Origin of the sequence: Mesorhizobium sp. LNHC232B00 (assembly GCF_000502435.1) — a bacterium.
Lineage (GTDB): Bacteria > Pseudomonadota > Alphaproteobacteria > Rhizobiales > Rhizobiaceae > Mesorhizobium > Mesorhizobium opportunistum.
Genome location: NZ_AYWP01000005.1, coordinates 82,382 through 105,040, shown reverse-complemented (window position 1 = coordinate 105,040; position 22,659 = coordinate 82,382). Strand labels below are relative to the sequence as shown.

Annotated in this window: 23 protein-coding genes and 1 pseudogene; 6 read left to right on the top strand and 18 right to left on the bottom strand. The window is 62.0% G+C overall.

Features of this window, described 5'->3' with window-relative positions; translation table 11 throughout:
- Positions 1–5 precede the first annotated feature (5 nt).
- The 10 genes and pseudogenes from fabZ to X743_RS159825 form a co-directional block, all read right to left on the bottom strand.
- Entirely contained in the window at positions 6–473 is a 468-nt protein-coding gene (gene fabZ, locus X743_RS159785; protein ID WP_023764925.1) for a 3-hydroxyacyl-ACP dehydratase FabZ, read from the bottom strand.
- Positions 466–1,521 carry a UDP-3-O-(3-hydroxymyristoyl)glucosamine N-acyltransferase gene (lpxD, locus tag X743_RS159790; protein ID WP_023764924.1) on the bottom strand — a complete coding sequence of 352 codons (1,056 nt, stop codon included), beginning with the start codon at positions 1,519–1,521 and terminating at the stop codon, positions 466–468. The genes fabZ and lpxD overlap by 8 nt, the downstream gene beginning before the upstream one ends.
- A gap of 75 nt (positions 1,522–1,596) precedes the next feature.
- Positions 1,597–3,969, bottom strand: coding sequence for an outer membrane protein assembly factor BamA (gene bamA / locus X743_RS159795; RefSeq protein WP_023764923.1), 2,373 nt, complete (start codon positions 3,967–3,969; stop codon positions 1,597–1,599).
- 217 nt (positions 3,970–4,186) lie between these two features.
- Complete coding sequence (gene rseP, locus X743_RS159800; protein ID WP_023764921.1) at positions 4,187–5,329, bottom strand: RIP metalloprotease RseP; 1,143 nt, start codon at positions 5,327–5,329, stop codon at positions 4,187–4,189.
- A 96-nt stretch (positions 5,330–5,425) separates the two neighbouring features.
- Positions 5,426–6,241 (bottom strand): phosphatidate cytidylyltransferase, encoded by an 816-nt coding sequence (locus X743_RS159805; RefSeq protein ID WP_023764920.1) that lies wholly within the window; start codon positions 6,239–6,241, stop codon positions 5,426–5,428.
- On the bottom strand, positions 6,238–6,972 hold the full coding sequence (locus X743_RS159810) for an isoprenyl transferase (RefSeq protein ID WP_023764919.1): 735 nt from the start codon (positions 6,970–6,972) through the stop codon (positions 6,238–6,240). The genes X743_RS159805 and X743_RS159810 overlap by 4 nt, the downstream gene beginning before the upstream one ends.
- A 31-nt stretch (positions 6,973–7,003) precedes the next feature.
- A pseudogene (gene frr / locus X743_RS01000000168800) lies at positions 7,004–7,568 on the bottom strand (ribosome recycling factor).
- A 99-nt stretch (positions 7,569–7,667) separates the two neighbouring features.
- A complete protein-coding gene (gene pyrH / locus X743_RS159815; protein ID WP_013895365.1) occupies positions 7,668–8,390 on the bottom strand; it encodes a UMP kinase in 723 nt (240 codons plus the stop codon).
- 153 nt (positions 8,391–8,543) lie between these two features.
- Positions 8,544–9,653: an aldo/keto reductase gene (locus tag X743_RS159820; protein WP_023764917.1), complete on the bottom strand. Its 1,110-nt coding sequence runs from the start codon at positions 9,651–9,653 to the stop codon at positions 8,544–8,546.
- Between the two features lie 47 nt (positions 9,654–9,700).
- The gene (locus X743_RS159825) at positions 9,701–10,225 is read right to left on the bottom strand and encodes a nuclear transport factor 2 family protein (protein ID WP_023764916.1); all 525 of its coding nucleotides are present in this window, start codon (positions 10,223–10,225) and stop codon (positions 9,701–9,703) included.
- Positions 10,226–10,341: 116 nt separating this feature from the next.
- Between X743_RS159825 and X743_RS159830 the strand changes: the two genes are divergently transcribed.
- Positions 10,342–11,268 (top strand): LysR family transcriptional regulator, encoded by a 927-nt coding sequence (locus tag X743_RS159830; RefSeq protein ID WP_023764915.1) that lies wholly within the window; start codon positions 10,342–10,344, stop codon positions 11,266–11,268.
- 108 nt (positions 11,269–11,376) lie between these two features.
- Here the strand turns inward: X743_RS159830 and tsf are convergent, their stop codons facing one another.
- The 6 genes from tsf to X743_RS159850 form a co-directional block, all read right to left on the bottom strand.
- Positions 11,377–12,297 (bottom strand): translation elongation factor Ts, encoded by a 921-nt coding sequence (gene tsf, locus X743_RS159835; RefSeq protein ID WP_023764914.1) that lies wholly within the window; start codon positions 12,295–12,297, stop codon positions 11,377–11,379.
- A gap of 109 nt (positions 12,298–12,406) precedes the next feature.
- Positions 12,407–13,189, bottom strand: coding sequence for a 30S ribosomal protein S2 (gene rpsB / locus X743_RS159840; protein ID WP_023777441.1), 783 nt, complete (start codon positions 13,187–13,189; stop codon positions 12,407–12,409).
- Between the two features lie 176 nt (positions 13,190–13,365).
- Positions 13,366–13,794 (bottom strand): LysE family translocator, encoded by a 429-nt coding sequence (locus X743_RS01000000168795; RefSeq protein WP_280801285.1) that lies wholly within the window; start codon positions 13,792–13,794, stop codon positions 13,366–13,368.
- Positions 13,752–13,976 (bottom strand): LysE family transporter, encoded by a 225-nt coding sequence (locus tag X743_RS1000000173905; RefSeq protein ID WP_280801284.1) that lies wholly within the window; start codon positions 13,974–13,976, stop codon positions 13,752–13,754. Before X743_RS1000000173905 ends, X743_RS01000000168795 begins: the two co-directional genes overlap by 43 nt.
- Positions 13,973–14,251, bottom strand: coding sequence for a DUF4031 domain-containing protein (locus X743_RS159845; RefSeq protein WP_023764912.1), 279 nt, complete (start codon positions 14,249–14,251; stop codon positions 13,973–13,975). Before X743_RS159845 ends, X743_RS1000000173905 begins: the two co-directional genes overlap by 4 nt.
- A 96-nt stretch (positions 14,252–14,347) precedes the next feature.
- Positions 14,348–15,178: a cell envelope integrity EipB family protein gene (locus X743_RS159850; RefSeq protein WP_023764911.1), complete on the bottom strand. Its 831-nt coding sequence runs from the start codon at positions 15,176–15,178 to the stop codon at positions 14,348–14,350.
- Positions 15,179–15,317: 139 nt separating this feature from the next.
- On the opposite strand from X743_RS159850, the gene X743_RS159855 reads away from it, so the two are divergent.
- From X743_RS159855 to X743_RS159875, 5 genes are all read left to right on the top strand, one after another.
- Positions 15,318–15,782, top strand: coding sequence for a RidA family protein (locus tag X743_RS159855; protein WP_023764910.1), 465 nt, complete (start codon positions 15,318–15,320; stop codon positions 15,780–15,782).
- Positions 15,783–15,795: 13 nt separating this feature from the next.
- On the top strand, positions 15,796–16,524 hold the full coding sequence (locus tag X743_RS159860; RefSeq protein ID WP_023764909.1) for a glycerophosphodiester phosphodiesterase: 729 nt from the start codon (positions 15,796–15,798) through the stop codon (positions 16,522–16,524).
- A gap of 55 nt (positions 16,525–16,579) precedes the next feature.
- Entirely contained in the window at positions 16,580–17,794 is a 1,215-nt protein-coding gene (locus X743_RS159865) for a GNAT family N-acetyltransferase (RefSeq protein WP_023764908.1), read from the top strand.
- A 107-nt stretch (positions 17,795–17,901) separates the two neighbouring features.
- Positions 17,902–18,339, top strand: a complete 438-nt coding sequence (locus X743_RS159870) for an HIT family protein (RefSeq protein ID WP_013895353.1) — start codon at positions 17,902–17,904, stop codon at positions 18,337–18,339.
- Between the two features lie 108 nt (positions 18,340–18,447).
- Positions 18,448–19,530, top strand: a complete 1,083-nt coding sequence (locus tag X743_RS159875) for a phosphatase PAP2 family protein (protein ID WP_023764907.1) — start codon at positions 18,448–18,450, stop codon at positions 19,528–19,530.
- Here the strand turns inward: X743_RS159875 and X743_RS159880 are convergent.
- Positions 19,527–20,117 carry a chloramphenicol phosphotransferase gene (locus X743_RS159880; RefSeq protein ID WP_031257584.1) on the bottom strand — a complete coding sequence of 197 codons (591 nt, stop codon included), beginning with the start codon at positions 20,115–20,117 and terminating at the stop codon, positions 19,527–19,529. The two genes, X743_RS159875 and X743_RS159880, sit on opposite strands and share 4 nt — an antisense overlap.
- Positions 20,118–20,188: 71 nt before the next feature.
- Positions 20,189–22,657 (bottom strand): ATP-dependent Clp protease ATP-binding subunit ClpA, encoded by a 2,469-nt coding sequence (clpA, locus tag X743_RS159885; protein WP_023764905.1) that lies wholly within the window; start codon positions 22,655–22,657, stop codon positions 20,189–20,191.
- Between the last annotated feature and the right edge of the window lie 2 nt (positions 22,658–22,659).

Below are 22,659 nucleotides of genomic sequence, written 5' to 3'. Positions count from 1 at the left end.
GATCGTCAGTCGCCGGTGACCATCATGGCTGAAATCTCGGCCTCGGCCGCCTTGGTACCGTCGACCAGGGCTTCGCAGGCGAATTTGAGCAGGTTGCCGCGCTTCTTGATTTTCTTGACATGGATCTTCAACTGGTCGCCGGGAACGACCGGTTTGCGGAATTTGGCATTGTCGATGGTGAGGAAATAGACCAGCGACGGCTTCGATGCTCCAAGGCTGCGGATACAGATGGCGCCCGCCGTCTGCGCCATGGCCTCGACGATCAGCACGCCCGGCATCACCGGCTGGTCGGGAAAATGCCCCTGAAAATGTGGCTCGTTTATGGTCACGTTCTTGATGCCGATGGCGGAGTTGTCGCCATCGATCTCGACGATGCGATCGATCATCAGGAAGGGATAGCGGTGCGGCAGGAGCTTCATCAGCCCCATTATGTCGACCGCTTCCAGCGTCGTCGCCGTCACCATGTCAGCCATTGTCCTTGCCTTGCTTGCGTGCCCTGGCCATCGTGCGCAACATGGCTATCTCTCGCATGGCTTCCGCCATTGGCTGCGCCGGATAACCGCCCCAGATCTCGCCGGCAGGAACATTGCTCATAAATCCACTTCTGGCGGCAAGCTTGGCTCCTGTGCCGATGGTCAGGTGATCCGCCAGCCCGACGCCGCCGCCCATGGTGACATTGTCACCCACGACCACGGAACCGGAAATACCGGAAAGCCCGGCCACTATGCAATTGCGGCCGATGCGGACGTTATGAGCGATCTGTACGAGATTGTCGATCTTGGTGCCCTGGCCGATGATCGTATCGGACATGGCGCCGCGATCGACGGTGGAATTGGAGCCGATCTCGACATCGTCCTGGATGACGACCCGTCCGATCTGTGGAACGCGTTCCGGCCCCTTGGCGCCGCCGACGAATCCAAAGCCGTCCTGGCCGATCCTGGCGCCGCCATGGATGATGACCCGATTGCCGATCAGCGCATACTGGATGCTGGCGCCCGGCCCGACATAACCGTCGCGGCCGATCTGGCAGGACTGTCCAATGACGGCGTTGGGCGCGATGACGGTGCCGCTGCCGATCGAGACGCCCGGCCCGATGACCACCCCGGCCTCGATGATCGCGCCAGCTTCGACATGGGCGGTCGGGTCGACATGAGCGTGCGGGGAGATACCGGTTTCACTGGTCATTGGCCCCGGCGTCGCGGCGGTCGGGAACAGCAATCGGCCAACCAGCGCGAATGCCTGTTGCGGACGCGGGTGGATCAGGACAGCGACGCCCTCCGGCGCCTTGTTGGCGAATTCGGCCGGGCACAGGACGGCCGCGGCCCGCAGCGACGGCATCAGCGCTGAATTACGCTTGCCGTCGACGAAGACGAGCGCATTGGCGCCGCCCTCGCTGGCCGGAGCCAGAGCAGAGATAGAAACGTCGGATTGGCCGGAATCGACAAGCACCGAGCCGGTCAGATTCGCGACTTCGGCCGCCGTATACCGGCGTGATGGCGCGAAGAACACCGGATCGGTCATTCCAGAAGCTATATCCAGCTAGGTCGGAACATTTCTCCCGGATCCAGAAAATCCGGGAGCATCGTTGGCCGCCGATCAGAAGCGGGTCGATATGCCGAAGTTGAATTCCTGCACGTCGTCGGTCGCTTCCTTCCTGACCGGGATCGCATAGTCGATACGGATCGGGCCGAAGGGCGAGGCCCACATCAGGCCGATACCGACCGAAGCACGCAATTTCATGTCAAGCGAACTCTGGTTCACGCTGGTATCGATCTTGCTGCCGTACAACGTTGCAGCATCCGCAAACACAGCGCCGCGCAGACCGAAGCTCTCCGGAACAACCGGCAACGGGAACTGCGCTTCGGCCGAGGCGTTGAAATAGGTCACACCCCCGAGATGGTCACCCGTGGTCGGATCGACCGGGCCGATACCGGCATAGGCAAAGCCACGGATCATGCGGTCAGTGCTTTGGAATTGATCGAATATCCGCAGAGATCCATCGCCGCCGTAAGCCTCCACGTGACCCGCACCGCCTGAAATCAATCCGACCAGGTCAAGCTGCTCGGATAGAGTCTGGTAGACGCTGCCGCGTCCGGTGACCTTCACGAACTTGGCATCGCCACCGAGACCGGCCACTTCGACCGTCGTGTTGGCGTAGATACCCTCGTGCGGGTTCTTCATGTCGTCGATGGTGTTGTAGACCAGCCCCAAGCTGACCGACGACTTGATCCAAGGGCTTTGAGCGATGCCATCCAGGATGGCCGGAGAAATCGTGCAGGTGCCGTCTGGATTTCCGACGGTGGTAGGACCGCAACTATCGTCGACCTTATATTTCTCTTGCGAGATGTTGTAGGCCAGCTGGGTCGTGATGCTGTTGGTGATCGGCAGTCCGAAGCGGATCGTCGCGCCCGTCGTGTCGCTGTCGTAATTGTTGTTGTATTCCCGCGTCGACTTATAGATGTCGAAGCCGGCGGCGATGCGACGCCCGAGGAAATACGGCTCGGTGAAGGACAGGCTGTAGTCGCGTGAATTCTTGCCGCCGCCCGCCGACACCTTGATGAACTGGCCGCGGCCAAGGAAGTTACGCTCGGTGATCGATCCTTCGACCGACGGGCCCGCCGTGTCGCCACCGGTCGAATAGCCAGCGCCGACCGAGAATTCACCCGTCGACTTCTCGACCACGTCGACCACCAGCACGACCTGATCGGGCTGCGAGCCAGGCACCGTCGAGATATCAACTTTGTCAAAATAATTCAGGTCTTCCAGCCGCTTCTTCGCGCGCTGGATGAGCACCTGGTTGAACGCGTCGCCTTCGCTGACGTCGAATTCGCGGCGAATGACGTAGTCGCGCGTGCGATCGTTGCCACGGATCTCGATGCGCTCGATATAGGCCTTGGTGCCCTGATCGATGGTGTAGACGACCGAAATCGTATGGTTCTCGAAATTGCGGTCGCCACGTGGCGTCACCTGCGCGAAGGCATAGCCGGAACCGGCCACCTTCTCGGTCAGGGCAATGATCGAATCCTCGACGTTCTTGGCGTTGTAGACGTCGCCCTTTTGGGTCTCGACCACCGATTGCAGCGACTTGGCGTCGACTTCCGGGATCGTGCTTTCGACGCTGATATCGCCGAAATTGTACCGCTCGCCTTCCTGTACGGTGATGGTGACGGTGTATTTGTTCGTCGCATTGTCGAGTTCGCCGACAGCCGACACGACCTGGAAATCGGCGTAGCCGTGATTGTAATAGAAGCGGCGCAGCAGCTCCTGGTCGGCGCGCAGCTTGTCTTCGTCATAGACGTCATCGCGCAGGATGAACGAAACCCAGGACGAGCGCTTGGTGTTGATCACGTCCGACAGGCGGCGGCTGGAATAGGCGCTGTTGCCGACAAAATTGATCGCCGCGATCTGCGTGCGGTCGCCTTCAGTGACCTTGAAGACCACGTTCACGCGGTTGTCACCGAGATCCATGATCTGGGTGGTCACGCCGGCGTCGTCACGGCCGATACGGCGGTACGCGGCCTTGACCGCCTCGACGTCCGAATCGAGCGTGGCCTGCGAGAACGTGCTGCGCGGCTTCAACTGAACCGCGGCCTGAAGCGCGTTGTCCTTGAGCTTCTTGTTGCCCTGGAACAGCACCTGGTTGACGACCTTGTATTCGGAAACCTTGACCACCAAGGTCGAGCCGACCTGGTTGATCTGGACATCCGAGAACAGGCCGGTGCCGAACAGCGCCTTGACCGCGCTGTCGATGTCCGAACTGGAGAAGGCCTTGCCCGGCTTGATGGTGATATAGTTGCGGATGGTCTCGGCGTCGACACGCTGGTTGCCGCTCACTTCCACCCGGCTGACGACAGCGGCTTCAGCCGCCGATGTGGCAACGAATTGCACTGCGAGCGCACCTGGTACGACCAGAGCGGCGGACAGTGCCGCCGCGGACGCGGCGTTCAGAAACTTGGATGCTGCCTTCATCGGGCTTAATAACCTTTTCTCGTAGTCCCCACGGCGAGAAAACCGGACGTGCGGTAATTTCCCCTACCGTATTAACCGGATTTTCCCTACACGCAAGGCTTCTGGTTAATTTGTATTTACTTAACCGAGTTGCGTGGCTTTCGCGTCACTCATATCCCCGGGCATGGTAAACGACGTCTCAACATCGACCATGCCCAGGCCAAATTCCTTCATGATTTCAGCACCCAAACAGATCGTTCCAGAAAACGAAGCCCATGAAGCACAGCACCAGAAGCAGACCGGCCCGATAGGCCATTTCCATCATCCATTCCGACACCGGACGGCGGATGACTGCCTCCACCCCGTAGAACAAGAGATGGCCCCCGTCGAGGGGGGGAATCGGCAAAAGGTTTAGAATGCCTATCCCTACGGACAGCAATGCAACGAGCTGAACCAGCCACTCGAAACCCAGTTTGGCCGCCTTGCCGGCCATGTCGGCGATCTTGACCGGGCCACCCAACTGGCACTTGTCCTCGCGCCCGACGGCGAAACGCTGCATGAACTGGCCGGTGCGCTGGATGACATGGCCGGTTTCCTCGACCGCCGCGGCAACGGCCCCGACCGGCGTGTAGGTGACGAGACGGGGCTGGCCGAACTCCTTGTTGTTGACGACGCCGATCACCGCGACCTTGACCTTGTTGCCGAGTGCGTCTTGCTGCTCCATCAACTGCGGTGTCGCCGTCACGGTGACTTCCTTGCCACCGCGCAGCATGACGAAGGTGATGGTGTCACCGGCACGGCCCGAAACCAGGCGCTGCACGTCACCGAAGGTCTCGACCTTGCTGCCGTCGACGCTGACGAATCGGTCTCCGGGTAGGATGCCGGCCTTGGCTGCCGGACTGTCAGCGGTAACCTGCGCCACCATGGGCTCGGCGACATAACGCCCATAGGTGGTGAACAGCACGGAGAAGACGACGATCGTCAGCAGGAAATTGAACAGCGGCCCGGCCGCCACGGTCGCCGCGCGCTTCCATATCGCCTGGGTGTGGAAGGCAATCTTGCGTTCCTCATCGGTCAGCGTCTCGAGCTCTCCAGCCGTAGGTTTGCTGGAGGTGGCGCTCATGTCGCCGACAAATTTGACATAGCCGCCTAGCGGTATGGCGCAGAGCTTCCAGCGCGTGCCATGACTGTCGTTGAAGCCGATAAGTTCCGGACCGAAGCCGATCGAGAACGCCCTGACCCCGATGCCGCACCAGCGGCCGACGAGGTAGTGGCCCATTTCGTGGACGAACACCACCACGGTGAGCACGAAGAGAAACGGCACCAGCGTGCCTAGAAAGAGACCGTCCGTGCTGAAAATCGCGTGAAGAATCTCGTTCAACTCAGGCCCTCAATTCTTCCGCGGTTGCGCCGTGACTGTGACATCAATCCAGGCAAATCCAAGGCATGCCCGCATCGGATCGCGAAACGACACCATTCAAATGGGAAACAGCCCCCGTGCCGGATGATCGGCCCCCGCCGAAATCCAGCCGATGACGTACAGGGCAAGAGCCGCCGCGACAAGCCCATCGACACGATCCATGACGCCGCCATGGCCTGGAATGAGCACGCCCGAATCCTTGCAGCCATGCCGCCGCTTGACCCATGATTCGAAAAGGTCGCCAGCCTGGGCGACAATCGAAAGCGCGAGCGCCACGAGACCGAGCAACGCCAGGTTGCCGACGCCGGCGATGGCAGCCAGGATGAGACCGGCGACAACGCCGCCAACCGCGCCGCCGAGCGCGCCGCTGCGCGTCTTGCCGGGCGAAATCGACGGCGCCAGTTTGGGGCCGCCGACGGCGCGGCCGACAAAATAGGCAAAAATGTCGGTCGCCCAGACCACCGCGAACAGAAACAGGATTGCGACCAGCCCCGAATGGTCGCCATCACGCAGCAGGGCAAGCGACAAGCCAGACACGCAAGCATAGGCAAGACCGCTCGCGTCCCACTGCCCGCTCTTGCCGACCCGGGCGGCAATCGCCGCCACGGCAACCAGCGCCACGACGAGCGGCAGCAGCCAGAATGAGGAAAGGCCGGCAATCAGGGCGACGATGAAAACGGCGGCCAGCGCTTCCGGCAGGAAGCCAAGCCCGCTGGCCGCGGCGGGCCGCGACATACGTGTCCATTCGTAAAAGATCATCGCCGACATCGCCGCGCACAGCAGCCGGAAGGGCAGACCGCCAAGCCAGGTCAGGCCAAGGGCGACGATGGCCAGCACGACCGCCGAAATGACGCGGAGCTGAAGGTTGCTCATCCCGCGGCCGGTCGCGAAGCGACGTCTGGCGGGCCCAGGCCGCCGAAGCGGCGCTCGCGGCCGGCGAATTCGCGCAAGGCCTCTGCGAGGTGCTCGCGGTTGAAGTCCGGCCAATAGCACGGCAAGAAGACGAGTTCGCTGTAGGCGGCCTGCCACAAGAGGAAGTTGGACAGGCGGAGCTCGCCGCTGGTGCGTATGACCAGTTCCGGATCGGGGATGCCTTGCGTGTCGAGCAAGCCGGCAAAGCTTTCGGCGGTGATTGCCTCGCTGTCGATCTCGCCGCGCGCCACGGCCGAGGCAAGCTTACGCGCCGTGCGGACGATCTCGTCGCGCCCGCCATAGTTGAAGGCGATGACCAGCGTCAGCGCTTCGTTGTTGGCGGTGAGTGATTCGGCTTCGTCGAGCAGCCCCCTGATGTCGGCCTGCAGCCCTGTCCTGTCGCCGATGATCCTGACCCGCACGCCGCTCTGGTGCAGATCGGCAAGGTCACGGCGGATGAACAGCTTCAACAGCCCCATCAGGTCGCTGACCTCGGACTTCGGCCGCGACCAGTTCTCCGACGAGAAAGCATAGACGGTCAGGAAGGAGATGCCGAGATCGGGAGCCGCCCGCACCGTCTTTCGCAGCGCCTCCACCCCGGCGCGATGACCCGCAAGCCTCGGCATGCCACGCGCCTTGGCCCAGCGTCCATTTCCATCCATGATGATCGCGACGTGCGCGGGCGTTGTCATGATCTCGCTTTCGGATCAGCCCAAGGCCAACCTAAACCTGCATGATTTCAGCTTCCTTGTCGGAAAGCAGATGATCGATGGTGCTGATCGTTTCGTCGGTGAGCTTCTGCACCTGGTCCGAACGCTTGCGATGATCGTCCTCGCTGATGTCGCCGTCCTTCTCAGCCTTTTTCAGGAAGTCCATGCCGTCGCGGCGCACGTGGCGCGCTGCGACGCGGGCGTTCTCGGCGTAGCCATGCGAGATCTTGACCAGTTCCTTGCGGCGCTGTTCGTTGAGCTCCGGAAGCGGAATCCTCAGATTGGTACCGTCGACGATCGGATTGAAGCCCAGATTGGATTCGCGGATGGCGCGATCGACGGCGCCGANCGGCGCCGACCATCGACTTGTCCCAGACCGACACCGAGATCATGCGCGGCTCCGGCACCGTGACGTTGGCGACCTGGTTGATCGGCATGGTGGTGCCATAGGCCTGCACCTGGATCGCATCGAGCAGATTGCTGGAAGCACGACCGGTCCGCAGCGAAGCCAGGTCATGCTTGAACGCGGCGATTGCCCCATCCATGCGCCGCTTGAGATCGTCGTACTCACCACTCATCTTAGTCTCCTCGACCCGTCTGCCGCGGGTTCACTGCTTCGGGGGCGTTCGGGTCCGATTGTCGAAAACCGGCTTCCCTCTTCGGGATCAGGTTCCGGATCAATCGTCCGCGACGACCGTGCAGCGGCCGCCGCCCCTCAGAATATCGCCGAAACCACCTTTTTCGTGGATCGAATAAACGATTATCGGAATGTTGTTTTCACGCGCAAGTGCAATCGCAGCCGTATCCATGATGGAAAGGCCGCGTTTTATGACTTCACCATGGCTGATGCGTTCGAAACGCGTCGCATCCGGGTCCTTTTTCGGATCAGCCGAGTAGACGCCGTCCACCTGCGTGCCCTTGAACAGCGCGTCGGCGCCGATTTCGGCCGCGCGAAGCGCGGCGGCCGAATCGGTCGTGAAGAACGGATTGCCGGTGCCGCCGGCAAAGATCACCACCTTGCCCTGGTTCATGTAGGCGGTCGCCTGGCGTTGCGAAAAGCTTTCGCAGAGTTCGGGCATGGCAATCGCGGACAGCACGACGGCGTCGACGCCGATCTTGTTCAGCGATGTGCGCAGCGCCAGCGAGTTGATGACCGTGGCCAGCATGCCCATGTGGTCGCCGGTGACACGGTCTCCGCCCTTGGAGGCGACGGCCACGCCGCGAAAGATGTTGCCGCCGCCGATGACGACGCCAACCTCGATGCCCAGCGCGCGGGCTTCGGCGATGTCGGCGGCAATGCGGTCCACGACCGAGACATCGATGCCGAAATGCTGTTCGCCCATCAACGCTTCACCCGACGCTTTCAGCAAGACACGTCGGTAGAGGGGCTTCACCGTCATATGGTCCTCGTCATTTGCATGTGGCGCGCCTGGGCTGGCCGCCCTCGCGCAGGCGCCCGAACATTGGCACGATGCCGAGTTCCGATACACGAAGGGCGCCGCGATGTCACGCGGCGCCCAAACGGCAATTTCATGGGCACCCTGCCCGATCGATCAACTGGTGGAGACGCTGGTCGGCAGACCTTCGACGAGCACCGGCGACGCGTATCCGGAAGGCTTGTCGCCGGTCGCGGCACCGCCGGTAACGCGCGCCTGTATTTGCGGACCGAAAAAGGAATAGGGAAACGGCGCCGGAGTCCTGCTGACCTCGTCCAGCCGGTCGCGAAGCCTTGCGGGAATCTCGAAATCCAGCGCGCCAAGATTGTCCTGCATCTGGGCAAGCTTCGTCGCGCCGAGGATGACGGCGGCAATCCCCGGCTGCGTCGCCGCCCAGTTGAGCGCGACCTGGGACATGGAGCGGCCAAGCTCGGATGCGACCTTCTCGAGTTCGGCGACGATGGCCCAGTTGTGCTCGGTGAACTTCTGAAAGCCCGGATGCGTCGAGTCGCGAAATCCGTCGAGCCGACCGGCGTTTCCGGCCTGAGCCGGCCGATACTTGCCGCTCAGCAGCCCGCTGGCCAGCGGGCTCCAGACCATGATGCCGGCGCCATGGCGCATGCCGAACGGCACGAACTCGTTCTCGATCGCGCGTTCGGCCAGGGAGTATTCGAGCTGTAGCGCCGAGACCGGCTCATATCCACGCAGTTCGGCGATCGCCTGGGCCCGGCCCGCATACCAGGCCGGCACATCGGACAGGCCGACATGGCGAATTTTGCCCGCGCGCACGAGATCGTCGAGGGTGCGCATGACCTCTTCGGCCGGCGTCAGCCTGTCCCAGACATGCATGAGATAGAGATCGATATAATCGGTGCCCAACCGCTTCAGCGAGGCATCGACGGCCCGCATGATGTTCTTGCGGCCATTGCCGCCGGCATTCGGATTGCCAGGCTGCATGTTCATGGCGAACTTGCTGGCGATCACCGCCATGTCGCGCAAGCCGCGCTCGGCGATGAATTCGCCAAGCCAGGCTTCGGCGGTGCCGCCGGTGTAGAGGTCCGCGGTGTCGAAGAAATTGCCGCCCGCCTCGACATAGGTGTCGAACATCGCCCGCGCGGTGTTCCTGTCGGCTCCCCAACCCCATTCCGTGCCGAAAGTCATCGTGCCCAGCGCCAGACGGCTGACCCTGAGGCCGCTGTTGCCGAGCGTGTAATAGGTCATGCTCATGATCGTTCTCCAATGCTTGGTAGCTACTGCGTCACTGGCCCGCAGTGTCACTGTCCCGGCGTCGTCTTGACCCAGGGATTGCCGCGCTCATGCGTCATGCGGAACGTGAAGCCGTCGACCTTCCAGCCGGCGGCGGAGCGCGTCAGGTGGTGCTCATAGGTGCCCCAGACTTCCCAAAGCGGGTCGCCATTGCCTTCCATCCGGTTCCAGGCATAGCCGTTGGAACGAACGGTCGCCGCATCGGCCTCAAGGACGACCTGGTGGTTGGTGCGCAAATGCAGGCTTGTCTTGCTGCCCTTGAGGTTGCCCGCCCAGGCGCCGATCAGGTCGTCGGAGGCGGTGTTGGCCGCCGGCTGTCCGGAAAGGCTGCTGAAATCGGCAGTGACCCGATCCGCGAAATAGCTGCGTGCAAGCTTCCAGTCCTGGGCGTCGACGGCGCGGTCGATGGCATCGGCGATGCGGATCACCGCGCGCTCGTCAGCGAACGCCCGCCAGTCGGATGGCTCCGCCCCGGCATCGATCGGCGCCAACGCCATGCCTGCCGCGAAAGTTACATGCTTCAATGCATTCATGTCTTTTCTCCTCGATGCCATCAGCCCATCGCCGACGTGTTGGCGACAATGTGGACCGGCACGCTAATAGCGATAAGATTGCATTGTTCGTACAGACTATGCGATATCATGCATGAATGGATCGGGACCTGCTCACCCACCTGCCTGTGATCGTCGCCGTTGCCCGGCGCGGCGGCTTCGCGCTTGCCGCTGCCGAACTCGGCATGAGCCCTTCGGCGGTCAGCCATGCGGTGCGCCTTGTCGAAGAGCGGATCGGCCAGCCCTTGTTCGCACGCACGACGCGCAGTGTTTCGCTCACCGAGGCCGGCAAGGCGCTGGTGGAAACGGCGGCCCCTGCCCTGCAAGACATTGCCGAGCGGATGGACCGTATCCGCAGCGTCAAAGGCAGGCCGTCAGGCCTGCTCAGGATCAACGCCTCCAACATCGCGATCCCATTGGCGGTGACGCCGGTCGTCGCAGCGATGGCCGAGCGCTATCCGGAGGTTACGGTCGAGATTTTCGCCGACCAGGGTCTGGTTGATATCGTCGGCGAAGGCTTCGATGCCGGCATCCGGCTTGGCGAGATGATCGCGCAGGATATGGTGGCGGTCCGGCTGACGCCGCCATTCTCCGTGGTCATCGTCGCCTCGCCCGCCTATGTCGGGCGGCACGGCCGTCCCGGCAGCGTTGCCGACCTGGCGAATCACAATTGCATTGGCTACCGGCTCGTCCGTTCCGGAGCACTCTATCGCTGGGATCTGGTCGAGGATGGCAAGGACATCGCCATGGAGACACGGGGCAGCGTTGTGGTGACGGATTCGCTTGCGGCAATCGATCTTGCGCTTGCAGGCGTCGGGCTCGCCTATATGTTCGAGCCGCTGGCGCGCGCGGATCTTGCCGCCGGCCGCCTCGTCCAGGTCCTGCCGCAATCGGCGATCGAGGAACCTGGGCTGTTTCTCTACTTCCCACGCCGGGCCGCGATGGCGCCGAAGCTGAGGGCCTTCATCGATACCGCAAACGAAATCGGCCGGGCGCCCTTGCGGACACCCGGCCGAGTTGCCTGAGGTCGTTGGAGCAATTCCAGGAAAAGTGTGAAGCGGTTTTCCCGGGAAAAGCGCGTAGCGCTTTCCCTTGGGAATTGCGTCAAAACAAAGAGTTAGCCCTGGAAAAGGCTATTTCTTGACCGCCGCCGCGACTTCCGCCGCGAAATCGGTCTCTTCCCTCTCGATGCCTTCGCCGAGCGCGAAGCGCAGATAGGCCGTGATCTTGGCCGGTGCGCCGATCTCCTTTTCGGCATCCTTGAGCGCCTTCTCGACGGTGATGTCGGGATTGAGCACGAAGGCCTGCTTCAGGAGCACGACTTCCTCATAGAACTTGCGCATGCGGCCCTCGACCATCTTCTCGATGATCGCTTCCGGCTTACCGGACTGGCGCGCCTGGTCGGAGAAGATCGCCTTCTCGCGCTCGACCGCTGCCGGATCGATCTGCTCCGCGGTCAGCGCCATCGGGTTGGTGGCGGCGACATGCATGGCGACCTGACGGCCGAAGGCGTTGGCGGCATGCTCATTGCCCGTGGTCTCGATCGCGACCAGCACGCCGAGCTTGCCAAGGCCGTCGGCAACGGCGTTGTGGACGTAGGTAGCGACCGCGCCGTGCGGAACGGTCAGCTTGGCCGAGCGGCGGAAACCCATATTTTCGCCAATGGTGCCGACTGCGTCCTTGATGGTGTCGGAAACCGACTTGTCCGAGCCCGGATACTTCGCGGCAGCCACTGCTTCGGTCGTGCCGTAGGCGAGCGCCACCTTGGCGACATTGGCAACGATTTCCTGGAACGCGGCGTTGCGGGCGACGAAGTCGGTCTCGGAATTGACCTCGACGACGGCAGCTTCGCGCACGCCATTGTCGACGCCGATCAGACCTTCAGCCGCGGTACGGCCAGCCTTCTTGTCGGCCTTCGAGATGCCCTTCTTGCGCAGCCAGTCGACGGCCTCTTCCATGTTGCCGTTGGTCTCGGTCAACGCCGCCTTGCAGTCCATCATGCCCGCGCCGGTCAAGTCGCGGAGTTCTTTGACCTGTGCAGCCGAAATGCTCATTGTCGCCTCTTTGATTTAAATGCACCGACGCACCATCGGTATTCGATGATGCGTCTGTCTAGCGTGCCAAAATATGAGAAAGATGAAGGCCGCGGGCGGCCTTCGATTGTCAAGCCTCGGGGGCTTCCGAAGCCGGAGCCGGATCGAGCGCAGGCTCGACGGGAGCTTCGACCGAAGCGCCGATGTCGACACCGAGCGCGCCCTGCTGACGGGCGATGCCGTCGATCGCAGCCTTGGCGATCAAGTCGCAATAGAGCTGGATGGCGCGGGCCGCGTCGTCATTGCCGGGGATCGGGAAGTCGATCTTGTCCGGATCGCAGTTCGAATCGATGATGGCCACGACCGGAATGCCGAGACGCTTGGCCTCGAGGATGGCGATCGCTTCCTTGTTGGTGTCGATCACGAACATCAGGTCGGGCGTCGAGCCCATGTCCTTGATGCCGCCGAGTGCCTTGTCGAGCTTCTCGCGCTCACGGTCGAGGTTGAGGCGCTCCTTCTTGGTGAGGCCCTGGGCCTCGCCGGCCAGCATCTCGTCGAGCTTGCGCAGGCGTTGGATCGAGTTCGAGATCGTCTTCCAGTTGGTCAGCATGCCGCCGAGCCAACGCGAGTTGACGTAATACTGGGCCGAACGCTGTGCCGCGTCGGCGACGATGTCCGACGCCTGGCGCTTGGTGCCGACGAACAGCACGCGGCCGCCCTTGGCAACGGTGTCGGAAACCTGCTTCAGCGCCTGGTGCAGCAAAGGCACCGTCTGCGAGAGGTCGATGATGTGGATGTTGTTGCGGGCGCCATAGATGTAGGGCGCCATCTTCGGGTTCCAGCGATGGGTCTGGTGGCCGAAGTGAATGCCAGCTTCCAAAAGCTGGCGCATGCTGAAATCAGGCAGTGCCATTCTCATTTCCTTTCCGGTTAGCCTCCACGGACACCGGCATTTTTGGACGAAGTCCTCGAACGCCACCGGAGGTTTCAGCCGGATTTCTCCCGGGCAGACACCAAAGTCCGTGTGTGGAATGAGCGCGCATATAGAGGGGATGCGCGACAAACGCAAGCGACGAGGCGCTTCACCGCTCAGCGTGCGGCAATCAGCGCTCCGGTGCCGATCATGGCGCTGCCGGCAAACCTGTTCATCAGCCGCATGCGCTTCGGCGTCCTGAACCAGCCTGAGGCCCTGCCCGCCAGCGCGGCATAGAGCCCCATGGTCAGGACGTTCACACTGATCACGACCGCAACCACCAGCAAGCCATCGGTGAAGGTCATGGTGTCGAGATTGAGGATCAGCGGCATGATCGAGGCATGGAACAGGATAGCCTTCGGATTCCCCAGCGCTATGGACGCGCCAAGGAGGAAGGACCGGGATAATCTCGCCTCGGCCATCTGCGCCTTATTTGATTGCGTCGCCGAGGCCCGCCACATCCTGACGCCGAGAAAGATCAGATAGGCGGCGCCTGCATATTTCAGCAGGAGAAAGATCCATTCGAAGGTCTGGGCGAGCGCCACCAGTCGAGCAGCGCCAGAGTGACCAGCACGGCATCGCCGGCGGCGACTCCGACGCCGGCTATGAAGGCGCGAAGAAACCCACGCGACACGCCATTGGTGATGACCGCGAACATCGCTGGTCCGGGCGTTGCGGCGGCAAGGGTGACGGCGGCGCAATATGCGAGAAAAGCCGTAGGTGTCATCGCCTGACCTTTCCGTTGGGCACCCGCACGCGTCGGAAGATGGCGACGATCTGCTCGCGGCTGCATTCGATGGCGCCGAGCCGCACCGCGCGGTCGCGCTCGAAGCCGGTTATGTCATAATGCGGCGCCGATGTCTTGGGCGGTCCCTGGTAGGACGAGCGCTTGACGCCGAGTTCGGCGGCAAAGCGATGCAACTCGTCGGTATCGTCGGCCAGGAGATGGCACCAGAGATGGCCCGCCCACTTCCAGATCGCCGCGTCGACGTAGACCGCCATCAACCCCGCCGTGGCCCGCTCAATTGCACATTCCCGCTATTTCGATACCGCGCCGGTTATTTCGATACCGCGCCAGTTATTTCGATACTGGGCCAATTATTTCGATACTGGGCAAGGCTTTGTCTGGTCGAACAGCGAAAGATTGACCAGCTTGCCGGTCATCGAGAAGTCGCCATAGTCCATGGTGAGATCTCTGGTGATGCCGTTCTCATGCAGCTTGAAGCTGATCCGGTATTCCGGCACTTCTTCGCCATTCTGGGCGCTGTCGTCGAAATAGGCGATGTCGACCGGCCAGTATTTGTCGGTGGCAAGCTTCGCCAACGCCGGCGCTTCCGGATCAGCCTTCTGGCCATCGGTCTTCTTGCCGACGACGACGGTGGTCGCCATCACCTTATTGGCGTCTTCCGAACCGTCGAACAGGTTTGTCTGGTAGAAGTTCTCGCCCTCCTCGGCCTTGCCGATCAGTTCAACCAGATGCTGGGTCGGGAACTGGGTGGCGGCGAGTTCGAGGCTGTTCTTCTCGGGCTTGTCGATGTCGACCTTGAGCCCCTTCGCGTCTTTCGTGGCAATGCCCTTGACCTCCTTGTCGAGGTTTTGGTCGACGAAGGATTTGGTCACGAACGAAAACGTCTTGCCTTCGGCATCCTCGAACGTGGTCGTCTGCTGGTCGGTCACCCTTGTATTGTCGTTGGTGACGATCTGGGTGACGAAACGGAATTTCACCGTATAGCCTTCGCAGGCGGAGCCGTTGAACTCGTAGACCATACGGCCCGATATGCCGGTTATGCCGGAGCGGTCGGACGCCTTGTTGAGGGTGAGATCGTACACGGCGCGATGCGCCTGCAGCGCCGGCACGGCGAAAGCGGGCCCTATCGAGAAGACCGCAGACAACAGGACGGCATGGAATGCGAGGCGCGTTGCGCGCATGTGGGGCTCCGATCGTCGCGGCTGATGGCAGGGCCGCAGGGAAAGATGGTCCAGCTTAAAAAAAGTCATGGCGGAAGCGAGGCAAAAATAGCAATTTCGGCCCGGCCAGCGCGGCGCCTTCCAGCAATAGGGAAAAGCAATGAGTGAAACAATCGAAAAGCGGCTAAGCGATCTGGGCGTGACGCTTCCAGTCGCTGCCGCGCCTGCCGCCAACTACGTGCCTTACTGCAGGACCGGCAACCTGCTGTTCACCGCCGGGCAATTGCCTCTCAAGGACGGCAAGCTGCAGGCCGTCGGTCTGCTCGGCCGCGACGTCGATACGGCAAGCGGCAAGGACGCCGCGAAATACTGCGCCATCAACATTCTGGCACAGGCCAAGGCAGCGCTCGGCGATCTCGAGAAAATCCGCCGCCTGGTGAAGATCACCGTCTTCGTCGCCTCCGCCACCGACTTCGTCGAGCAGCACCTGGTTGCCAATGGCGCCTCCGATTTCCTGGTCGCCGCTCTTGGCGAGCGCGGCAAGCATGCCCGCTCCGCCGTCGGCACCGCCTCCCTGCCGCTTAATGCCGCAGTGGAAATCGAAGCGATCTTCGAAGTCGAATGAGCGAAGGCCCGACATGACCGACCTTTCCTGGCTGATTGCCCGGCCCGTTGCCCATCGCGGCTTTCACGACATGAACAAGACGCGCTGGGAAAACACGCTTTCCGCCTTCACTGCCGCGGCCGAACGTGGCTACGCCATCGAATGCGACGTGCATCTGTCGTCGGATGGCGTTCCCGTCATCATCCACGATGGCGACCTGAAAAGGCTGACCGGGCAGGACGGTTTCGTCTGGCAGCGCACCGCGGCTGAACTTGCGACGCTCAAGGTTGGCGGGACATCGGATCACGTGCCGACGCTGCAGGAAGCGCTCGACCTGGTCGATGGCCGCGTGCCCATGGTCGTCGAGCTGAAAGGGACTCCCGGCCGCGACGAAGGCCTGGTGGCGCGCGTCGGCAAGATGCTCAAGCGCTACAAGGGCAAGGCGGCGATCATGTCGTTCGATCACTGGCTGATCCGCGATTTCGCGAAACACGCGCAGGGCATTCCGGGTGGACTGACCGCCTACGGCAAGGACCTCAAGCTGATCGAGGCGCATTTCGCCATGCTGGCGCACGAGATTTCCTTCACCTCCTACGCTGCCGGCGACCTGCCGAATCCGTTTGTCAGCTTTGTGCGTGAAAAGCTCAAAATGCCCGTCATTACCTGGACGGTGCATGATCAGCCCGCGGTCGACCTGACCTTCAGATACGCCGACCAGATGACCTTCGAAGGGTTCGAACCCGACCTCGTCGAAGTCGCCTGAGCGGAGTGCCTGAAACGTGACTTGTAGCAGCCCGGATGGAGCTTAAATAAGCCTCATGGATCAGGGCGACGATGGCGACAGGCAAACGGCAAATGCGGACTATTCGATCCGCATCGCCGCAGGCATCGGAGCCTTCACCTGCGATGAATGGAACGGATTTGCCGGCACCACGCGCAACGACGCGGAAAACGGCTACAACCCGCTGGTTTCCTACGCTTTTTTGAGTGCACTCGAGGATTCCGGGTGTGCCGTTCGGCGCACCGGCTGGCAAGGACATCACCTGCGGCTGGAGACAGCGCAAGGCAGGCTGCTCGGTGCCGTCCCCTGCTATCTCAAGTCGCACAGCCAGGGCGAATATGTGTTCGATCACGGCTGGTCGGATGCCTTCGAGCGCGCCGGCGGCCGCTATTATCCAAAACTGCAAAGTGCTGTGCCGTTCACCCCGGTCACCGGCCCTCGCCTGCTGGTCGGCAAAGGCGAGGACCAGGATGCGGTGAAGGCCGGGCTGGCCGCCGGCCTCAAAATGGTGACCGATAAGCTCGGCGTGTCCTCCGCGCATGTGACCTTCGCGCAGGAGAGCGACGTCGCGACGCTGGAGGCGGCAGGCTTCCTGCATCGCACCGACCAGCAATTCCACTTCTTCAACGAAGGCTTTTCCTCCTATGACGACTTCCTGGCCACGCTTGCCTCGCGCAAGCGCAAGGCAATGAAGAAAGAAAGGCGCGAGGCGCTTGCCGATGGCATCTCGATCGACTGGCTGACCGGCAAGGACCTGACGGAAAAAGCCTGGGACGACTTCTTCGCCTTCTACATGGACACTGGCAGCCGCAAATGGGGCCGTCCCTATCTGAACCGTCAGTTCTTCTCGCTGATCGGCGAACGCATGGCTGACGACATCCTTCTGGTGATGGCCAGGCGAAACGGGCGCTACATAGCCGGCGCCATCAACTTCATCGGCTCCGACGCGCTGTATGGCCGCAACTGGGGCTGCATCGAGGATCATCCCTTCCTGCATTTCGAGGTCTGCTACCACCAGGCGATCGACTTCGCCATCGAACGCAAGCTCAAGGTGGTCGAGGCAGGCGCCCAGGGAGAGCACAAGCTGGCACGCGGCTACCGGCCGGTGACCATGCATTCCGCCCATTACATTTCTCATCCCGGCCTGCGCAATGCGGTGGCCGATTATCTTCGGCGCGAGCGTCGCGAAGTCGAACGGATGGGCGAATATCTGGAAGACCACACGCCATTCCGCAAGGACCTGGAGGAATAGCGGGCGCCTTTTGCGCGGCAGCCACCTGATCGTCCCACGACATCGTCTTGCCGCTCCGGGGCAGCTTCGCTACACGAGATGGCGAGGCACAATCCGGAGCGCTCACCATGGCCGAAACCGCCTACGACACCGAAAACATCTTCGCCAAGATCCTGCGCGGAGAAATTCCCTCGCACCGCGTCTACGAAGACGAAGCGGTCGTGGCCTTCATGGACGTGATGCCGCAGGGGCCCGGCCATACGCTGGTCGTGCCGAAGGCGCCGTCGCGCAACCTGCTCGACGCCGACCCCTCGACCTTCGGTCCGCTTTTCACGGTCGTCCAGAAAATGGCGGCGGCGGTCAAACAAGCCTTCGACGCCGACGGCGTCACCGTCATGCAGTTCAACGAGCCCGCTTCAGGGCAGACTGTCTACCATCTGCATGTCCATGTCATTCCGCGCTTCGACGGCATCCCCCTGAAGCCCCACACGGGTGGGATGGAGAAGCCCGAAGTGCTGGCACAGAACGCCGAAATGATCCGAACCGTCCTGCGTGCGCGATTTTAAGTCTTTGTAAACCGAGCGATCATCTCGGCACCCACGCCACCGTCGGCGATTGCTTTTTTAATAGTCTTTCAAACCCTCTTGAGGCATTTGTCTTGCGAGGGGCATTCGATGCAAGATACTTCCGAAGCTATAGGCAGGCGGTTTGATGCTGGGGTCGATGACGCCTTCTCAAACCTTTTGGTCGATGCATTTTTCCGGCACCGCACTGTTCATGCGGTAGCACTATTTACGCTCGGATTGAGTTTTGTGGTCGGCGGCAGAGTTGGCAACCTGCCGGATTTTGGATTACTTTACGAATACGCTTTCTATCTGGTGGTTTACTTCTGGATTGCCGGATGCGCATACGCGACCCTCCGGCTGTTCTGGCTGGCGTTTGTCGATCGTGCCAGGTCGCCGCTCCGCATGTTGTTGCGCCCGCTCCAGCAGATGCTGACCGATCGAAATCGCATTGCCAACGGCATCAACGGCCTTGCCGCGATGCTGGTTTTTATGTCGGGCTTCGTGGTGCTGAAGGGAGCGATCGCGGTGCTGGTGCCTTTCTCCTGGGACCAGACCCTCGCGCATTTCGGCGCCGGCCTGCATTTCGGCCGCACTCCCTATCAATGGCTCTGGTGGATCGTTGAAAGTCCGCTGGCCGTTCACCTTCTCAATTTCTGCTACAATTTCTGGTTCGCAGTGCTGGTCGCAATGGTCTTTTCAAGCGTCACCGCCGCCCGCGACTCACTGCTGCGCCATCAGTTTCTGCTCAGCTTCATGCTGGTCTGGCTGGTTGGCGGCTTCTTCATCGCCATGGCATTCTCATCCGCGGGCCCGTGCTTTTATGCAAGGCTCGACCTTGGCGATCAGTATCAGCCGTTGATGGATGCGCTTGCGTCCGCGAACCGCCAGTATCCGATCTGGGCATTGTCCACGCAGGACAGGTTGTGGAGCGGCTACACGGGTTCGCCTTCGGGAACCATGGGCATATCGGCATTCCCCTCCATCCACGTCGCGACGTCGGTGCTCTTCGCTCTCTACCTGACGCGGTTGTCGACCAGGCTCGGCATCGTGATGTGGATATTCGCAGCCATCATCATGCTCGGTTCGGTGGTGCTTGGCTGGCACTATGCCGTCGACGGCTACGCGGGCGCGCTTATTGCCGTCGCGATCTGGAAAATCACGGGCGGAGCATTGTCCCGGGTGCACGCCTAGTTTGCCACTTGGACGCTCTTGAGATGCTGCCGAATTGCATCCGCGCACTGCACCGAGCTCAGAAGCGAGGTGTCGACTTCCAGATCGTAAACGCCCGGCCGGTGCACCGCCTCCTGCCACAGACGCACCGGCAAAGGCACGGGATCGTCTGAAGAGCCGGTGACATAGCCCCTGCCCGTCTCGCTGGCGGCTCGCCTTTCCATAATGATCTCAATCGGACAGCGAACGCCGACAAACAGCACCGGCAGGCCGGCGAGCCGGTGTGCGCAATCGGCCAGGATGTCGAGCGGTTTCGAATAGCCATCGTGATGACCGACATCCGCCACGACGTTCAGATCCAGCCGGCTATGGACCGCGATCGATTCGTAGAGGGCGGCATAAAATCGCGGCACGAAGACTTCGAGGTCAGGGCGCTCGCCGCCGGGTCGCAGGCCTATTCCCGGACGATATCGCGGCGGCGTGATCTGCGCATAGCTGTCGACCCCCAGGTTCATCCACGGACCTTCAAAACGTTCCTGGATGGCCTGAGCGATGCTCGACTTGCCCGATCGCGGCGCGCCGTTGAGGATGATGATCTGGCCAGCCATATGCCACCTCCGCACCTTACGATGCCAATGAAAAAAGCCCCGTTTCCGGGGCTTTTCGACTTTCATCAGGATCAGCCCTTGCGGGGCAGTTGTGGTACCAGGCTGCGCTTGCCACCATCTTTGCCCTTGGGCTCCGGCTTCTGCGCCACCACCTTCTTCGCGGCGGGCTTCTTGGCCACGGCCTTGTGCGGCTTCGGCGCTTCTTCCGGCTCTTCCTTCTTCGGCTTCACCGGCGCCTCGTCGGCCAGCGATTCGAGCTTCAGGCCGGTCTCGCCGGTTTCCTTCTTCTCGACGGTGACACGCACCGTGCCGCCCTTCTTGAGCTTGCCGAACAGCACCTCGTCGGCCAACGGCTTCTTGATGTGCTCCTGGATGACACGGCCGAGCGGCCGTGCGCCCATGCGCTCGTCATAGCCCTTGTCGGCGAGCCATGCGATGGCGTCCGGCGACAGGTCGAAGGTAACGCCACGCTCTGAGAGCTGGGCCTCGAGCTGCATGACGAACTTCTGCACCACCTGATGGATGACCGGCACCGGCAGCGAGCCGAACGGGATGATCGCATCGAGACGGTTGCGGAATTCCGGCGTGAACAGCCGGTTGATCGCCTCGACATCGTCGCCTTCACGCTTGGTCGATCCGAAACCGATCGCCGCGCGCTGCGCATCGGAGGCGCCCGCATTGGTGGTCATGATCAGGATGACATTGCGGAAGTCGATCTGCTTGCCGTTATGGTCGGTCAGCTTGCCGTGGTCCATGACCTGCAACAGGATGTTGAACAGGTCCGGATGCGCCTTCTCGACCTCGTCGAGCAGCAGTACGCAGTGCGGATGCTGGTCGACGCCGTCGGTCAAAAGACCGCCCTGGTCGAAGCCGACATAGCCGGGAGGCGCGCCGATCAGCCGCGAAACGGTGTGGCGTTCCATATATTCCGACATGTCGAAGCGGATCAGCTCGACACCGAGCGAGGCGGCCAACTGCTTGGCCACTTCGGTCTTGCCGACGCCGGTCGGCCCTGAGAACAGGTAGGAGCCGATCGGCTTTTCCGGTTCGCGCAGGCCGGCACGGGCCAGCTTGATCGCCGAGGTCAGCGCGGTGATGGCGGTGTCCTGGCCGTAGACGACGCGCTTCAGCTCGATGTCGAGGCCCTGCAGCACCTTCTCGTCATCGGCCGAGACCGTCTTCGGCGGGATGCGGGCCATGGTGGCGATCGTTGCCTCGATCTCCTTGATGCCGATCGTCTTCTTGCGCTTGGCTTCCGGCACCAGCATCTGCGAAGCGCCGGTCTCGTCGATCACATCGATCGCCTTGTCCGGCAGCTTGCGGTCGTTGATGTAGCGCGCCGACAGCTCGACCGAGGCCTTGATGGCTTCGCTCGTGTAGCGGACCTTGTGGAACTCCTCGAAATAGGGCTTCAAGCCCTTCATGATCTCGATGGCATCCTCGATGGTCGGCTCGTTGACGTCGATCTTCTGGAAGCGCCGCACCAGGGCACGGTCCTTTTCGAAGAACTGGCGGAACTCCTTGTAGGTGGTCGAGCCGATGCAACGGATCGCACCCGACGACAGCGCCGGCTTCAACAGGTTCGACGCGTCCATGGCGCCGCCCGAAGTGGCGCCGGCACCGATCACGGTGTGGATCTCGTCGATGAACAGCACGGCACCCGGATAATCCTCGAGCTCCTTGACGACCTGCTTCAGCCGTTCCTCGAAATCGCCGCGATAGCGCGTGCCGGCCAGAAGCGTGCCCATGTCGAGCGCGAAAATGGTGGCATTGTGCAGCACCTCGGGAACATCGCCTTCGACGATGCGCTTGGCGAGGCCTTCGGCGATCGCCGTCTTGCCGACGCCGGGGTCGCCGACATAGAGCGGATTGTTCTTCGAGCGGCGGCACAGCACCTGGATGGTGCGGTTGATCTCCGACTCGCGGCCGATCAGCGGATCGATCTTGCCGGCCTTGGCCTTGTTGTTGAGATTGACGCAATAAGCGGTCAGCGCGTCCTGCTGCTGCTTCTTCTTGCCGCCTTCCTCTTGCGGCTCGGCGCCGTTCTGGCCGCCCTGCTCGTCATCGGCGCCGCGCGGCGAACGCGTCTCGGAAGCGCCCGGCCGCTTGGCGATGCCGTGCGAGATGTAGTTGACCGCGTCGTAGCGGGTCATCTGCTGTTCCTGCAGGAAATAGGCGGCATGGCTCTCGCGCTCGGCGAAGATGGCAACGAGCACGTTGGCGCCCGACACTTCCTCGCGGCCCGACGACTGCACGTGGATCACCGCGCGCTGGATGACGCGCTGGAAGCCGGCGGTCGGCTTGGAATCCTCGTCGTAACCGGTGACCAGATTGTCGAGCTCAGTATCGATATAGGTGAGAACGGTGTGCTTGAGTTCGTCGAGATCGACGTTGCAGGCGCGCATGACGGCGGCCGCCTCGGTGTCGTCGATCAACGCGAGCAGCAGGTGTTCAAGGGTTGCATATTCATGGTGCCGCTCATTGGCGAGCGTCAGCGCTTGGTGAAGCGCCTTTTCCAGGCCTTGGGAGAAAGCCGGCATGT

Excerpts from the sequence above, each read along its gene's own strand:
- X743_RS159865 (WP_023764908.1), top strand. The coding sequence starts at position 16,580 with ATGGATCAGGGCGACGATGGCGACAGGCAAACGGCAAATGCGGACTAT.
- lpxD (WP_023764924.1), bottom strand. The coding sequence starts at position 1,521 with ATGACCGATCCGGTGTTCTTCGCGCCATCACGCCGGTATACGGCGGCC.
- clpA (WP_023764905.1), bottom strand. The coding sequence starts at position 22,657 with ATGCCGGCTTTCTCCCAAGGCCTGGAAAAGGCGCTTCACCAAGCGCTG.
- X743_RS159860 (WP_023764909.1), top strand. The coding sequence starts at position 15,796 with ATGACCGACCTTTCCTGGCTGATTGCCCGGCCCGTTGCCCATCGCGGC.
- X743_RS159845 (WP_023764912.1), bottom strand. The coding sequence starts at position 14,251 with ATGGCGGTCTACGTCGACGCGGCGATCTGGAAGTGGGCGGGCCATCTC.
- X743_RS159830 (WP_023764915.1), top strand. The coding sequence starts at position 10,342 with ATGGATCGGGACCTGCTCACCCACCTGCCTGTGATCGTCGCCGTTGCC.
- X743_RS159820 (WP_023764917.1), bottom strand. The coding sequence starts at position 9,653 with ATGAGCATGACCTATTACACGCTCGGCAACAGCGGCCTCAGGGTCAGC.
- bamA (WP_023764923.1), bottom strand. The coding sequence starts at position 3,969 with ATGAAGGCAGCATCCAAGTTTCTGAACGCCGCGTCCGCGGCGGCACTG.
- pyrH (WP_013895365.1), bottom strand. The coding sequence starts at position 8,390 with ATGACGGTGAAGCCCCTCTACCGACGTGTCTTGCTGAAAGCGTCGGGT.
- X743_RS159810 (WP_023764919.1), bottom strand. The coding sequence starts at position 6,972 with ATGACAACGCCCGCGCACGTCGCGATCATCATGGATGGAAATGGACGC.
- X743_RS159875 (WP_023764907.1), top strand. The coding sequence starts at position 18,448 with ATGCAAGATACTTCCGAAGCTATAGGCAGGCGGTTTGATGCTGGGGTC.
- X743_RS159855 (WP_023764910.1), top strand. The coding sequence starts at position 15,318 with ATGAGTGAAACAATCGAAAAGCGGCTAAGCGATCTGGGCGTGACGCTT.
- X743_RS159880 (WP_031257584.1), bottom strand. The coding sequence starts at position 20,117 with ATGGCTGGCCAGATCATCATCCTCAACGGCGCGCCGCGATCGGGCAAG.
- X743_RS1000000173905 (WP_280801284.1), bottom strand. The coding sequence starts at position 13,976 with ATGACACCTACGGCTTTTCTCGCATATTGCGCCGCCGTCACCCTTGCC.
- fabZ (WP_023764925.1), bottom strand. The coding sequence starts at position 473 with ATGGCTGACATGGTGACGGCGACGACGCTGGAAGCGGTCGACATAATG.
- tsf (WP_023764914.1), bottom strand. The coding sequence starts at position 12,297 with ATGAGCATTTCGGCTGCACAGGTCAAAGAACTCCGCGACTTGACCGGC.
- rpsB (WP_023777441.1), bottom strand. The coding sequence starts at position 13,189 with ATGGCACTGCCTGATTTCAGCATGCGCCAGCTTTTGGAAGCTGGCATT.
- X743_RS159825 (WP_023764916.1), bottom strand. The coding sequence starts at position 10,225 with ATGAATGCATTGAAGCATGTAACTTTCGCGGCAGGCATGGCGTTGGCG.
- X743_RS159870 (WP_013895353.1), top strand. The coding sequence starts at position 17,902 with ATGGCCGAAACCGCCTACGACACCGAAAACATCTTCGCCAAGATCCTG.
- X743_RS159805 (WP_023764920.1), bottom strand. The coding sequence starts at position 6,241 with ATGAGCAACCTTCAGCTCCGCGTCATTTCGGCGGTCGTGCTGGCCATC.
- X743_RS159850 (WP_023764911.1), bottom strand. The coding sequence starts at position 15,178 with ATGCGCGCAACGCGCCTCGCATTCCATGCCGTCCTGTTGTCTGCGGTC.